Here is a 13,269-nt window from a genome sequence, read left to right as displayed (position 1 = left end):
GCCCCTGCCCCGCGGGCCCACCCGCCTGGGCGTGGAGGTTTGGGGCCCCCGGGCCCGCGGGGGTGGGATGGCGCCCCGCCCGACTCCCCACGCGCCACGCGCCAGGCGTGTGACGTGCGGCAGTCGCCGTTGTCGGTCATCACCCGCTGGACGGCGGTTCCGGCCCGGGCCGAGCAGCCGTTCGCCCGGTGCCGGAACGCGGTGGCGGTCTCCTCGCGTTCGTCGGCCAGGGTCTCGCCGCGGGCGATCCGATAGTGAATCAGGACCGGTGAAAGGTGGCCGGGTTCAGGCCGAGCAGGTAGGCGATGCGGGCCGGTCCGATCCGGACCTCCGCCGTACACCGCCCGCCCGAAATCCGCTTGCCGTGGTGCCGAGCATCGGGGGCATGGCCATCACCAGAGCGCGGGCCGTCGAGCTCGTCGCATCACTGCTGACCGAACTGCCGCCGGAGCACCACGAGTTGGTGGTCCACGCGGCCGTGGAGCACAGCCTCGGGTGGATCATCTCCTGCGACTCGCCCGAGTTCGTCCGCACCGGCGACTGACAGCACGCGCTCATCGGCGGCGCGCCCTACCTGGTCGACCTGCACGACTGGGCGGCGCTCTACCTCCGGCAGGTCAAGGGCATCCGGCCGCCCGACCCCCTGGCGGCGGAGGTGCGCACGCTCGCGCGGGCGGACGGCGCGGTCGTCGCGATGGCGCACCTGCGCCGCCGGGCGCCGCGGCTGAGCCTCCGGCAGGCGAAGGCGTACCTGCCGGCCGTACGGGAGGGGGCCGAGCCGCCCGAGGCGTTGGCGGACCTCACCGAGGAGAAGGTCTTCTGCCCTCCGTCGCCCATCGACACCGTACGGCCGGGACACGTCTGACCGGCTACGCCTCCCGCTCGAAGAGCAGCAGCGTCCAGTGGACCTCGCCCCGGCCGTGCAGGTCCGCGCGGGTGGCGCGGCGGAGGAGGCGCAGCCCGCAGTCGGCGGCGAGGGTGACGGTGGTCTCGTCCGGGAGGTCGAACATGTGGCGGCCCGGCGGGACGGGGCCGTGGCGGACGGTGAGGGCGAGCCGGCCCGCGGGGGCGAGGAGGCGGGTGAGGGCGGCCATCGCGGGTGGGCGCTCGGCGGAGGCGAGGTGCATCCAGACGGCGGTGAGCAGGACGAGGTCGTAGCACGCGCCCTCGGCGACGAGCGCGGGCAGTTCGGGCAGCGCGTCGGCGACCCAGCGCACGTCCGAGCCGGCGTGCAACCGCTCTCCGACGGCCCGGAGTTCAGGGGTCGGCTCGGCCGCGACCACCCGGTGGCCGAGGGCGGCGAGGGCGGCGGCGTCGCGGCCGGTGCCGGCGCCGACGTCCAGGACGGACGCGGGCGGGGCCGGGTACAGGTGGTGCAGCTCGCGGTGCACCTCGGTGAAGCTCACGCTCTCGTACTGGACGGCGAGTTGCTCGGCCGCCGCGCCGTACCCGGCGGTCCCCGCGGGCGTGTTCACTCCGCCTCCCGGACGGCCACCGCGTCCCCGGCCGCGGCCGCGCGGGCGAAGAAGTCCCGCAGCTCGCGCAGGTCGTGGACGACGAGCGTCGCCCAGGCCTCGGACCACGGCGTCGGGTAGCCGAGGTGCACGGCCGTACGGGCGAGCACGCTGTTCTGCTGGCGGACGAGTTCGCCGAGCGCCGAGTCGCGCAGGAACGCGGAGGCCGCCGCGACCTGTTCGGGGCGCAGCACGGGCACGGCACCGTCCGGCAGTGCGCCGTCCGGCTGGCGCCGTCCGCCGCCGTAGACGGGCAGTCGGGCGGCCGGGTCGGGATGCAGGCCGTTCTCGGTGAGCGCGAGTTCCATCAGGACGGCGGTGCGCCGCACGCCGAGGGCGAGGCCGGCGCCGGCCAGCCGGTCGTACCGGACGTCGCGGTCGCGGGGCACGAGTTCGCCGAGTTGCTCCGGCGAGCAGGTGCCCACGGCCCGGCCCGGCAGGCGGTGCCAGAAGTGATCCACTCTCACCCGCTCAGCGTAACGAAGGAACGGGGCCGTCACTCCTGCACCGAGCGGTTCGGGTCGCACCGCACCGCGCCACATCCATTCAGGCCGGGACATACCGGACCGCTCCGGGTAGCCCGGACCGCCCGGACCGCCCGGAAGTCGCCCGGAACCCGCCCGGCTCGCCCGGACCGTGCGTTCGGGCGGTGCGTTCGGGCGGTGCGTTCGGGCGGTGCGTTCAGGCTTCGCCCGGGTGCCAGGCGGGCCACTCCCAGGGACGGTCGGCCCAGTGGACCCGTTGCGGGTCGTGCGGGTCGAGGTCCGGGAAGAGCTGGTGGACGCGCGGCTCGAACTCCTCCTGCGCGAGCGGTTCCCAGCCGTGGCCCTCGAAGTGGATGAGGCGGTAGCGGCTGTCGGTCCGGAACTCGGCCACTTCGACCAGGGGTTTGGACGTGCTGTTGGTCTCCATGTCCCCCAGCATGTGGCGCGGTGGCAATCAACGCCCGTCCAGACCCCTCTTCCGGGTCATGTCCCGGCGTCGGCGCGCTCGTTGAGCACGGAAAGGTTCTGAGGGGGGCCGCTGGAAGGACGAGCACATGACTGGGCAGCCCACCGGAGGGCAGTGGCAGTGGCCGCAGAACGCTTGGCAGCCGCCGCCGGTCCCGACGAATCCGCTACCGCCGTGGTCCACCGCCACGCCGCCGCCGAGGCGTCTGTCACGCAGGGCCTGGACGGCCGCGATGGTCGGGACGGGCGCCGTGCTGGCCTCCGTCCTGGTGATGTGCGGGCCGGGGGCGGGTGACGAGCTGAGCGTGGCGGCGCTGCCGGAGGCCTCGCCCTCCGCCTCGGACCCGGCGGCGCAGTTGCTGCCGGTCTCCCCGTCACCGGCCACGCCGGCACCGTCCCCACTGCCGCCGCCCACCCCGAGCGCGGTGATCGCGGTGGGCGGGCCGGGTACGACGGCGGCCGGGCCCGGGCCCGGGGCCGGTGCGACGACCGACGCCGCGCACGCCTCGGCGAGCGCGCGCCCCAAGCCGGGGCACAGCCCGCACGCCCCGGCTCCGGCCCGCGGCCCGTCGGCCGCGCCCACCCCGGCGGGTGCCGGGGCGGGCGGGGGCCGGAGCAGCATCTGCGACCAGGCCGAGCGGGCGGGCCACTGGCCGGCCGGATCGGAGTCGGCCCGGCTCTGCCACAGCATCTACGGCTGAATCCACGGCTGAGCCGAGGGCGGCCCCGGAGTCATGGACGCGGCCGAACCGGTCGGGCCGGCCTACCCGGTGGGGCCGGTCGGCACAACCGAACCGGTCGGAGCAAACCGAACCGGTCGGGCCGGCCTACCCGGTGGGGCCGGTCGGCGCGGCAGAACCGGCCGGTGCGCCCGGGGCTCCCGCCGTCCCCAGCAGTCCCTTGTCCAGCCGGGGTGCCAGTACCCGCGCCAGGGTGTCGGTGATGTGCCCGGTGTCCCGGTACAGCACCACGCCCTCCAGCACCGCCGGGCAGGAGGGCCCGGCGCCGGGGCAGAGCAGCGGACCGAGGTCGAGGGTCCGCACCCCGTACCGGGCGGCGAGCCCGCCGTCCAGCACCGGGTCGGGCTCGAAGGCGGTGTCGCGCGGGAAGAAGCAGGCGTCCGAGCGCCCGTCGGAGGCGGCCAGGCAGGTCGGGATGTCCTTGCCGGGCATCGGGGTGTCGCCGAGGTAGGCGAGCGGGGCGCCGAGCGCGGTGAGCCGGTCCAGGGTGCGGGTCCAGCCCTCGGCGCGCTCCTCCTGGCTGCCGTACCGGTTGAGCCCCGCCATCAGGACCAGGCGCGGCTTGGGGCCGGAGGTCAGCCGGGTGAGGGTGTTCTCGCGCCAGCGGTCGCACTCGTCGAAGGTGCGGCCGAGGACGTTGTTGCGCACGGTGAGGGTGGCCAGCGGGCAGCCGGGCTTGACCAGGACCTCCAGGGCCCAGTGCCGCTGCTCGGCCAGGGCGAGGCCGGCGGAGATCCACTGCCCGGCGTGGGAGTCGCCGAGCAGCACGATCCGGTCGGGGCTGTCCTCGGCGCCGAAGAGGCAGCGCGGGCTGCTGTCGGCGTTGAGCGGGATCTCGCAGCCCTTGCCGGGCGGGAAGTCCTCCCGGGCGCGGGCCAGCGACGGCGTCAGGGTGAGCACCCGGGCGCCGGGGGCGAGCAGGCTCGGGCCGTCGGCGGCTCCGGCGGGGGCTGCCACGGGCCCGGCGGCGGGGTCGCCGAGTGCGCGCACGGTGCCGCCGCCGAGGGTGAGCGCGGCGATCAGCGGGATGACCAGGGCGCTGGCGCCGACCGCGAGCCCGCGCCGGGGGGCGGGGCTGCTGCCGTAGCGCAGCGGCTGTTCGACCAGCCGCAGGGTGAGCCAGGCGGGCAGCGCGGCGGCGGCGGTGAGCGCGAGCAGGGTGCTCCAGGGCAGCGGACCGTAGCGGGCCTGGGCGATGGTCAGCACCGGCCAGTGCCAGAGGTACCAGGCGTACGAGAGTCGTCCGGCGGCGCGCAGCGGGCGGGTGGCGAGCAGCCGTCCGGCGTCGGCGGCGCCGGGGGTGCCGTGCCCGGCGAGCAGGACGGCGGCGGTACCGAGGACGGGCAGCAGCGCGGCGGTGCCGGGGAAGGGGGTGTTGCGGTCGTACAGGAACACCGGCGTGAGCACGGCGGCGAGGCCGAGCCAACCGAGCACCCGCAGCGTCCGCACCACCGGGCGCCGCTCGGCGCGGGCGGCCAGCGCCGGGCCCGCCAGCGCCGCGCAGGCGCCGGCCGCGAACTCCCAGAGCCGGCTGCCGGTGGAGAAGTAGGCGAGCGGCGCGGAGGTGGCCGTCCAGCGCAGGCAGAGCGCGAGCGAGACCCCGCCGACGGCCACCGTGGCGAGGGTGATCGCCAGGGTGCGGCGGCGCCCGTGGAGGTAGCGGGCGAGGCCGAGCAGCAGCACGCCCCAGAGCAGGTAGAACTGGTTCTCCACGCCCAGCGACCAGAAGTGCTGCAGCGGGCTGGGGTCGCGTTCGGCGGCCAGGTAGTCGGTCTGCTCGCCGACGAAGCGCCAGTTGGCGAACTGGCCGGCGGAGGCGATCAGGTCGCGGGCGAGGTCGGTGCCGCGCAGCGGGTCGAGCAGGGCGCCGCCGGCGACGGCGGTGGCGACCAGCACGGTGGCGGCGGCGGGCAGGATGCGCCGGGCGCGGCGGGCGGCGAAGTCCCACAGGCCGAGCGGGCGTCCGACGAGCAGGCCGGTGATCAGGAAGCCGGAGACGACGAAGAAGACGTCGACGCCGACGAAGCCGCCGGTCAGGCCCGGGACGGCGGAGTGGAAGGCGAGGACGGAGAGCACGGCGACGCCGCGCAGCCCCTCGATGTCGGGGCGGAAGGCGCTGCGCCGGCGGGTCTGCCCGCTCTCGGCGACGGCGGCGCCCTGCGGGGCGGCGGGTTCCCGGCCCACCCGGACGACGCCGGGCAGCAGGTCGGTGGGTGTGTCGGTCGCGGCGGGCGCGGCGGGCGGCGACGAGGCCGGGGAGGACGACGGGGCCGAGGCGGATGAGGAGGACGAGGCTGAGGACGATGGTACGGCCGTTGACACGGCGGTGCTCCTTGCAGGGCTGGCAGCGGTTTGTCGGGCCCGCCGGGCCGATGGGGCGGCCGGGCGGTGTCCGCGCCGGTGGGGCGACGCGCAAGGAAACTCGGTGGGACAGAGGCGATGTGACGGTGAGTCAGAAAATCAGCGGGTCGGCCCAGCCGGAGGCCAGCAGCCCGCACAGCAGCAGTACGGCGGTGACGGCGACGGCCTCGGCCCGTCCGAACCCGAGGTCGGAGCGGCCCGGTGCGGGCGCGGCGACCTCGCCGACGGCGGCTCCCTTGCCGCCACCGGTGCCGTTGAGCAGCGGCCGCAGTTCCCGGATCAGCGGGATCATGGTGTACGCGGTGAGTGCGAGCAGCCCGGCGAGCGCCCAGTACGGCCGCCAGCCGTGCAGCAGCGCGGCCCGGACCAGTCCGGCGGCGCCCGCGAGGACGACGAACCCGAGCCAGCCGACCCCGATCCGGGCGACGGCACGGGCGAGCGAGCTGCCGCCGGACACGGCGCCGGTGGGCACCCAGTCGGCGGAGCGGCGGCGCAGCGCGTGCACGATGGCGACCACGTGGCAGAGCCCGCCGAGGAGTTGGACCCGGGTGACCTCGAAGCGCCAGCGGGTGCGGGACATCGCGGGCAGCAGCACCAGGGCGACCCAGATCGGCGGCAGGAACGGCAGCACCTGCCAGGGCTGGATCTCCTCGGGCCGGAAGAACAGCATGATCAGGGCGGGCAGCGGCACGGCGAAGACGTTCACGGCGCTGGTGACGTAGCCGAGGATGCCGTTCCAGAAGCAGAGCCGGGCGGACCGCGGGAGCGGCCCCTTGCGGAAGTCCGGGTCGCGGACCAGGGCCAGGGAGCCGAGGCACCAGCGATACTGCTGGCTGATGAAGGCGGGCAGGCCGGTGGGCGACATGCCCTTGGCGACCAGCGCGGGGACGTAGCGGGTGGCCCATCCGGCGCGGGCGAGGGCGAGGCCGGTGTAGAGGTCCTCGCTGTGGTCGATCTCGGCGAAGCCGCCGATCCGCTTCAGCGCGGCGCGGCGGTAGAGGGCGTTGGTGCCGCAGCAGACGGTGCCGTCCTGCGCGTCCCGGGAGGGCTGGATCCAGCGGTAGAAGATCTCCTGGGTGGCTCCCGCGGCGCGTTCGAGCCAGGACATGTCGGCGTCCGTGTCGAAGCACTGCGGGCTCTGCACGATGCCGACCCCGGGGTTGTCGAGGTAGGGCACCAGGTGGTGCAGGAAGTCGGGGCGGGGGCAGAAGTCGGCGTCCAGGACGGCGACGATCTCGCCGGTGCCCTCGGCCAGGCCGTGGTTGAGGTTGCCGGCCTTCTTGAACCGGCCCCGGTCGGGCCGGGCGTGGTACTGGAAGCCGTAGGACTCGGCGAGTCGGCGCACCTCGGGGCGGCCGGCGTCGTCGAGGACCAGCACGGTCAGCTCGCCGGGCCACTGGACGGCCGCGGTGTGCCGGTAGGCGTTGTCGAGGACGGCCAGTGGTTCACCGGCGGTCGGCAGCAGCAGGTCGACGCTCGGGGCGCGGTCGGGGTTCCAGGCGCGCAGCAGCAGGTCGTGGGAGTCGCGGGTGAAGCGCCGGGCGCGCTGGCCGTCGGTGAGCGAGAGCAGCCAGGTGGCCGCGTTGAGCACGGTGAGCACCAGGAAGGGCCAGAGCAGCGGCTTGCTGAGGGCGAACAGGCCGAGCGTGGCGGTGGCTCCCGCGTAGGACAGGGTGGCGCAGAGCAGCACCCAGCGGCGCTGCGGGCCGAAGTACCAGTAGAGCTCCTCGTCGTCGGGCGGGCTGGGCAGGCGGTGGTCGTCCGGGTCCGCGGGTGTCCGGCGCGGACCGGTGTCGGATGCGGGCATGGCGGTGCCATGGAGTACGGGCATGCGGAAATGGCCCCCCTGGGCAGCGGACGGAGCGTGGCCGTTCGCGCTCAGCTTCTCACATTGGCCTAGACCAATAATGAACGAGGTATGACATCTCCGCATCGCCCCAGCTCAGTTACTTGACCGTGCGTCACCTGCGGAGATCCGGTCCAGCGGAACTGAACCGGACCCCGAGGCAGAGCCGTTCCGGGGGTCGTCAACTCCCCGCCCGGTCACGGCTCCAGCACCGCCACAACCGTCAACTTCCGTACACGGACGTCCATTCCGTCAGGAATCCGCCTTCAAGTCCTTGACGAGGTGGGCGAACCGGAGGTCCGGCCGGAGCGGGATGCCGAAGCGCTCGTCGCCGTACGGGAACGGGCTGAACTCCCCGGTGCGCCGGTAGCCGCGCCGTTCGTACCAGGCGATCAGGTCGGCGCGCTGCTCGATCACCGTCATCTCCATCGCGCCGACGCCCCACCGCTCGACGGCCAGCCGCTCCGCCTCGGCCAGCACGGCCCGGCCGATCCCGCCGCCCTGGAGACCCGGGCGCACCGAGAACATCCCGAAGTACGCCCGCTCGCCGCGCTGTTCCAGCTGGCAGCAGGCGAGCAGCTCGCCGTCCCGCTCGGCCAGCAGCACCAGGCCCTCGGGGTGGCCCACGGCCTCCGTGACGGCCTCCGGGTTGGTGCGCCGGCCGTCCAGCAGGTCCGCCTCGGTGGTCCACCCGGCCCGACTGGAGTCGCCCCGGTAGGCGGACTCGACCAGGGCGACCAGCGCCGGGACGTCGGCGGGCGTGGCGGGCCGGAACACGGGCTCCCCGTCGGGCCGGGCGGAATCGGTGGCGGTCTCGGTCATGGCTGGTCCTCTCCTCACGTGCGGGGCCGCCCGTGGTGGCCGGCCCGCGGGCATCGTGCCACAGCGCGCCGGGCGCACCCGGAGCCGCCCCGGAGCCCCCCTCCGGCGCCGTCCGCAGCCCGCTCCCCTCCCCACCCCCGGCCGACCGGACCGGCAGAACCGGCAACGCCGGTTGCCGGTCGCGGTGTTCCGGCACATCTGACGTGCGTTCACTATGTGAAAAAAGATGCCTGGTGGCGGTGCCAGGTACATGGCTACTCTGCGGTACGGCCGGTCAGGCCCCGGCCGGACCGGGTCATTTCGACCCTCCCCATGCTCGGACCAGAGGAGTGCCCATGCCCCGCTCTTCCCGCTCCGCCCGCACCACCGGCACCGACAGACCGGCCCGCCGCCGTCTGCCCGCGCTCGCCGCCCTCGCCGCCGCGACCGCCCTGGTCGCCGGCGTGGCCGCCCCCGCGTACGCGGCCGAACCCACCCCTGTCGCCCCCGTCGCCGAGGGCCGCCCCGGCTTCCACCCCGAGCAGGACTTCGCGGGCTCCACCGTCGCCGCCCGCGAGGGCCGCAGCGCCGCCGCCCCGTTCGCCTCCCTCGCCGCCACCCAGACCCCGGGGCTGGACGTCTCCAGCTACCAGGGCAACGTCAACTGGTCCTCGGTGGCCGCCAACGGCGCCAAGTTCGCCTACGTCAAGGCCACCGAGGGCACCGGCTACACCAACCCGTCCTTCGCCCAGCAGTACAACGGCTCCTACAACGCCGGGCTGGTCCGCGGCGCCTACCACTTCGCGCTGCCGAACGCCTCCTCCGGCGCCACCCAGGCCACCTACTTCGTCAGCCACGGCGGCGGCTGGTCCGCCGACGGCAAGACCCTGCCGCCCGCGCTGGACATCGAGTACAACCCCTACGGCGCCACCTGCTACGGCCTCAGCCAGAGCGCCATGGTCAGCTGGATCCGGGACTTCAGCAACACCGTGCACTCCCGCACCGGCCGCTACCCCACCATCTACACCACCACCAACTGGTGGACCCAGTGCACCGGCAACAACGGCGGCTTCGGCACCACCAACCCGCTCTGGATAGCCCGCTACGCCTCCTCCGTCGGCACCCTGCCGAACGGCTGGGGCTACCAGACCTTCTGGCAGTTCGCCGACTCCGGCACCTTCCCCGGTGACCAGAACTACTTCAACGGCGCGGCCGACCGCCTCCGCGCCCTCGCCCTGGGCTGACGGCCGACGGCTGACGGCTTGACGGCTTGACGGCTTGACGGCTTGACGGCTTGACGGCCGACACACCCGCGCCGGTGCGGGGCGCCGCAGCGCGTCCCGCACCGGCCGGTGTCGGACCGACGGGGTTCACAGGGCCTTGAGGCCGTCCAGCAGCTGCTGGCCGCCCGGGCTGCCGAGGCCGGTGCACGGGTCCCAGCCGGGCCCGGAGGGGTACGCCCCGTTGCTGCCGACGGTGATGTCCCGCAGGACGCCGGTCGCGAAGTGCGCGTACAGCAGCGGGTTGAGGAAGCCGACCCGGTGGCCGAGCCCCTGGTTGATCCGGGCCAGCAGGGCGGCCCACATCGGGGCCGACGCGCTGGTGCCGCCGACCAGGTCGACGTGCACGCCGTCCACGTTCGGGACGACCACGCCGGTGTTCCGGGAGGCGACCGCGGACACGTCGGGCACACCCCGGCCCTGCACGTGCGGCGGGTTCGCGGCGACCGGCATCGCGAGGCCGACCTGGTACGGGGGCACCGGGAACATCCTGCTGATGCCGCCTCCGGTCCGCGCCCCCGGTCCGTCGTCCCAGACGATCTCCTTGTCGACCCCGCCGCCCTGGACCACCAGGTGGGTGCCGCCGACGCCGAGCACGTGCGGGCTGGACGCGGGGAAGTCGGCGTGGGCCCGCTCGCCGAAGTGGACGTCCCGGGAGCCGTCGTCGCCCGAGGCGCAGCAGATGCTGATGTCCTTGGTGCCGGCGTTGATGAAGACGCCGTCGACGTTGGCGACGCCCGCGGGGGTCCAACGCGGGCCCCCGTCCTCGGTGTTGCCGTAGCTGCTGGAGATCACCGTGGGCCGGTTGACGGTGTCGGTCGCGATCTGGTTGATCAGATCGGTCCAGCCCTGTTCGGTGAACTTGCTGAAGTAGACGACGATCTTCGCCCCGGGTGCGAGGGAGCCGACCACCGCGAGGTCGAGCATGATCTCGTCGGTGCTGTCGAACGGGTCCGCGGTGGCGTCGCCCGGGCCCGGGTCGTTGCCGGGGGATCCGACGTTCTGGATCACCACGTTGGTGATGTCCGGCACGGGCAGCCCCAGTGCGGTGAAGTACGTGCTCAACGCGTCCGACGAGTAGCCGCCGGAGGGCACACCGGGCGACGTCTCGCCGTTGAAGGCGAGGACGGCGATGCACTGGCCGGTGCCGTCGAGACCGGCCGGGTAGGTGTACGGCTTCGCGAGCTGGTGCGGGAAGAAGACGCCCGTCGGCAGAGCCGGTACGGCCTTCGCCGTGATCGGGAGGCTGACGTCCGTCCGGTGGATCAGCAGGTTGGCGCCGATCGGCCGGTCGTCCAGGCCGAACACGCCGGTGATGACGCCGCTCAGCTCCTCGGGGACGTGGACGGCGCCCTCGCGGCCGCGGTAGACGCGGGGGTTGTCGCGGGCGTCCTGGTAGCGGTAGCGGGCCAGGGTGACCCGGAAGGCGTCCGCGACGTCCCCGGTGGTGCCGGTCAGCTGGACGCTGCGGGCCAGCGGGTTCTCGTTGGAGACGGCGAGGCGGTGCTCGGCGGCGAAGGTCTCGACGGCCTTCAGGTCGGTGTCGCGCCAGCGGTGGACGGCGGCGTACTCGTCGTCGGTGGGGACGGTCCGGCGGGTCGGCGGCTGGAGCGCCAGCTCGTACAGGTCCGGCCGCGGGGGCGCGTCGGGGTCGCGCCGCAGGTAGACGGTGACGGTCAGGGGTGCCCGTGGGTCGGCCGGTCCGATGACCCGCGCTCCGTCGAGCGGAACGCGGGAGCTGTCCGGCAGCGCCACGTAGTGGTTGGTCGACATGATCGCTCCAGCGGTCGGGTCAGCGCCGGGAGCCTCGCGACTCTTGGTCGTGTGCTTTCGACTGTCCGTGTACGGCACACGCTTATGTCGTACACGTACAGCGTCCTCCCGGCCCCCGGCACCGTCAAGGGGACGCAGGGGGGCGCGAAGTGGACGCGAACAGGAACGCGACAGGACGCCGACGGGCGCCACCCCCGGCCGGAGCCGGAGGCGGCGCCACGGGCTGCCCGGACTCAGCCGTCGATGCGGTGCTGGCTCCAGAAGGAGGTCAGGTCCACGGTGGTGGCGGCCTGGGCCGCGGCCTTGAACTCCGCGGTGGTGGAGACGCCGTTCCAGTGCGCCTGCGCGTAGTTCCGCAGCAGCGTGGTCATCGCGGTGTCGCCGATCGTCCGGCGCAGGTCGTGCAGGGCGCACTTGCCGTAGCCGTAGACGACCGTGGAGTAGCGCGAGGAGTTGGCGTCCCAGTACGCCATCGAGTTGGTGATCTTCTCCGCCGAGGAGGCCCAGGAGACGCTGTTCCAGCAGCCGTTGCCGGTCTTGCCGAGGGCGAGGTCGGTGGCGTAGTCGGTGAAGGCCTCGTCCAGCCAGGGGGCGTTGTACTCGTCGTCGCCCACGATGCCGTACCACCACTGGTGGCCGATCTCGTGGGTGAGCGCCGTGGTGCTGACCAGGTCGAGGACGAAGCCCGGGTACTCCATGCCGCCGAACCAGAAGTTGTTGTCGATCACCGCGTCCAGTTCGCCGTACGGGTAGGCGCCGAAGCGCTGGGCGTGGGCGTCGACCGCCGAGGTCGCGGTGGAGAGCATCGACTTGGAGTCGGCCGCGCTGATGCCCGCCACCGAGTAGACGTTGACCTTCACCCCGGCCGCCGAGGTGCCGGAGATCCTGGTGAACGGTCCGGCGCCCCAGGCGAAGTCGCGCACCTTGCTCGCGGTCGCCTTGGTGACGGTCCGGCCGGTCGTGCCGGGGGTGTCCACCGAGGTGCCGGTCGCGGGGACCAGCAGGCCGGTCGGATGGTCCAGGGTGACGGTGAAGTCCGAGGCCATCGAGTAGAAGGACTCGCCGTTGTTGGTGTACGGGTCGAGGTGCCAGCCGGCCGCGTCCCGTATCGCCAGGACGGGCAGGGCGTTGCCGAGGAAGTTGTACGCGCCGTCGTGGCCGAAGCGGTCCGCGCCGCTCGGCACGGTGATGCCGAGGTCGAAGCCGACGGTGCCGCTCTGGCCCTGGGCGAGCGGGGCCGGCAGGGTGATCTTGAGCGCGGTGCAGTTCACCGTGAGCGGGGAGGGCGTGCCGCCGGTCACGTTGGTGACCGTGATCGGGGTGCTGGGGCAGCTGCCGTGGGCGTTGTCCCACAGCCGCAGGTACACCTCGTTCAGCGCGGTGGGCGAGGCGTTGCCGAAGGTCACGCTCTCGTGCCCGGTCCAACTGCCACCGGAGGCGTCGCTGGTGAGGTCGACGGTGTACGCCGGCGCGGCCGGGGTGCGGGTCGGGTCGCCGGGCTGGGGGGTGGTCCCGCCGCCGGAGACGTCCAGGGTGACGTCGTCCAGCACGAAGCTGGTCTGCAGGCTGGCGTCCTCGACGCCGGTGAAGGCGAGTGTCGCGGTCTGGCCGGCGAAGGCGGAGACGTCGACGGTCTTGTGCACGTACCCGCTCAGGGCGTCCAGGTTGGAGTACGTGGCCACCGTGGTGGAGCCGAGTTTGACGGTCAGCTTGTCGTAGGCCGTGCCGGCGGTCGTCTCGGCGGTGTCGACGTGCAGCCAGAAGCCGAGCGTCGCGGTGCCGCACCCGGCGGGGAGGGTGACGGACTGCGAGAGGGTGTCGGTGTGGCTGGAGCCGTAGCCGTCGAGCCAGGCGTAGGAGCTGCCGGAGTGCGCGCTCTGGCCGCTGTCGGCGGTGATCGCGCCGCTCGGCGCCGTCCAGGGCGAACTGCCGGACTCGAAGCCGCCGTTGGCCACGACCTGGGCGGGTGTGCAGTCCGCGGCGCTCGCCACGGTGGGGGTGGCG

12 protein-coding genes are annotated in these 13,269 nt (G+C 74.0%); 4 read left to right on the top strand and 8 right to left on the bottom strand.

Annotated elements, in window-relative coordinates:
- Positions 1-385: 385 nt before the first annotated feature.
- Together ACWGKU_RS27570 and ACWGKU_RS27565 are read left to right on the top strand one after the other, a co-directional pair.
- Positions 386-544, top strand: a complete 159-nt coding sequence (locus ACWGKU_RS27570) for a hypothetical protein (RefSeq protein ID WP_452180740.1) — start codon at positions 386-388, stop codon at positions 542-544.
- A gap of 111 nt (positions 545-655) precedes the next feature.
- The gene (locus ACWGKU_RS27565) at positions 656-865 is read left to right on the top strand and encodes a hypothetical protein (RefSeq protein ID WP_452180741.1); all 210 of its coding nucleotides are present in this window, start codon (positions 656-658) and stop codon (positions 863-865) included.
- 4 nt (positions 866-869) lie between these two features.
- On the opposite strand, the gene ACWGKU_RS27560 is transcribed toward ACWGKU_RS27565, so the two are convergent.
- The 3 genes from ACWGKU_RS27560 to ACWGKU_RS27550 all read right to left on the bottom strand — a co-directional run bounded on the left by ACWGKU_RS27560 (position 870) and on the right by ACWGKU_RS27550 (position 2,426).
- Positions 870-1,475, bottom strand: a complete 606-nt coding sequence (locus ACWGKU_RS27560; protein WP_452180742.1) for a class I SAM-dependent methyltransferase — start codon at positions 1,473-1,475, stop codon at positions 870-872.
- Positions 1,472-1,981 (bottom strand): hypothetical protein, encoded by a 510-nt coding sequence (locus tag ACWGKU_RS27555; RefSeq protein ID WP_452180743.1) that lies wholly within the window; start codon positions 1,979-1,981, stop codon positions 1,472-1,474. The genes ACWGKU_RS27560 and ACWGKU_RS27555 overlap by 4 nt, the downstream gene beginning before the upstream one ends.
- Before the next feature lie 214 nt (positions 1,982-2,195).
- A complete protein-coding gene (locus ACWGKU_RS27550) occupies positions 2,196-2,426 on the bottom strand; it encodes a hypothetical protein (protein WP_380549316.1) in 231 nt (76 codons plus the stop codon).
- Positions 2,427-2,553: 127 nt separating this feature from the next.
- Here ACWGKU_RS27550 and ACWGKU_RS27545 point away from each other — a divergent pair, with 127 nt between their 5' ends.
- Entirely contained in the window at positions 2,554-3,165 is a 612-nt protein-coding gene (locus ACWGKU_RS27545; RefSeq protein WP_452180744.1) for a hypothetical protein, read from the top strand.
- Between the two features lie 126 nt (positions 3,166-3,291).
- Here ACWGKU_RS27545 and ACWGKU_RS27540 read toward each other — a convergent pair whose 3' ends face one another.
- From ACWGKU_RS27540 to ACWGKU_RS27530, 3 genes are all read right to left on the bottom strand, one after another.
- Positions 3,292-5,526, bottom strand: a complete 2,235-nt coding sequence (locus ACWGKU_RS27540) for an acyltransferase family protein (protein ID WP_452180745.1) — start codon at positions 5,524-5,526, stop codon at positions 3,292-3,294.
- A gap of 130 nt (positions 5,527-5,656) precedes the next feature.
- Entirely contained in the window at positions 5,657-7,396 is a 1,740-nt protein-coding gene (locus tag ACWGKU_RS27535) for a glycosyltransferase family 2 protein (RefSeq protein WP_452180746.1), read from the bottom strand.
- A gap of 267 nt (positions 7,397-7,663) precedes the next feature.
- On the bottom strand, positions 7,664-8,233 hold the full coding sequence (locus ACWGKU_RS27530) for a GNAT family N-acetyltransferase (RefSeq protein WP_401053307.1): 570 nt from the start codon (positions 8,231-8,233) through the stop codon (positions 7,664-7,666).
- A 335-nt stretch (positions 8,234-8,568) separates the two neighbouring features.
- Here ACWGKU_RS27530 and ACWGKU_RS27525 point away from each other — a divergent pair, with 335 nt between their 5' ends.
- Positions 8,569-9,456: a lysozyme gene (locus ACWGKU_RS27525; RefSeq protein ID WP_452180747.1), complete on the top strand. Its 888-nt coding sequence runs from the start codon at positions 8,569-8,571 to the stop codon at positions 9,454-9,456.
- A 126-nt stretch (positions 9,457-9,582) separates the two neighbouring features.
- On the opposite strand, the gene ACWGKU_RS27520 is transcribed toward ACWGKU_RS27525, so the two are convergent.
- Entirely contained in the window at positions 9,583-11,265 is a 1,683-nt protein-coding gene (locus ACWGKU_RS27520) for a S53 family peptidase (protein ID WP_452180748.1), read from the bottom strand.
- A gap of 233 nt (positions 11,266-11,498) precedes the next feature.
- Positions 11,499-13,269, bottom strand: a 1,771-nt coding sequence (locus ACWGKU_RS27515) for a M1 family aminopeptidase (protein WP_452191603.1), incomplete at its 5' end; no start/stop codon positions are given.

The organism is Kitasatospora sp. NPDC054768 (assembly GCF_053612025.1).
This window is presented reverse-complemented; position numbering and strand designations above follow the sequence as displayed.

What these genes read in the sequence shown, in the direction of transcription:
- ACWGKU_RS27570 (WP_452180740.1), top strand. Translation starts at nt 386, where the DNA reads ATGGCCATCACCAGAGCGCGGGCCGTCGAGCTCGTCGCATCACTGCTG.
- ACWGKU_RS27550 (WP_380549316.1), bottom strand. Translation starts at nt 2,426, where the DNA reads ATGGAGACCAACAGCACGTCCAAACCCCTGGTCGAAGTGGCCGAGTTC.
- ACWGKU_RS27545 (WP_452180744.1), top strand. Translation starts at nt 2,554, where the DNA reads ATGACTGGGCAGCCCACCGGAGGGCAGTGGCAGTGGCCGCAGAACGCT.
- ACWGKU_RS27535 (WP_452180746.1), bottom strand. Translation starts at nt 7,396, where the DNA reads ATGCCCGTACTCCATGGCACCGCCATGCCCGCATCCGACACCGGTCCG.
- ACWGKU_RS27530 (WP_401053307.1), bottom strand. Translation starts at nt 8,233, where the DNA reads ATGACCGAGACCGCCACCGATTCCGCCCGGCCCGACGGGGAGCCCGTG.
- ACWGKU_RS27525 (WP_452180747.1), top strand. Translation starts at nt 8,569, where the DNA reads ATGCCCCGCTCTTCCCGCTCCGCCCGCACCACCGGCACCGACAGACCG.
- ACWGKU_RS27520 (WP_452180748.1), bottom strand. Translation starts at nt 11,265, where the DNA reads ATGTCGACCAACCACTACGTGGCGCTGCCGGACAGCTCCCGCGTTCCG.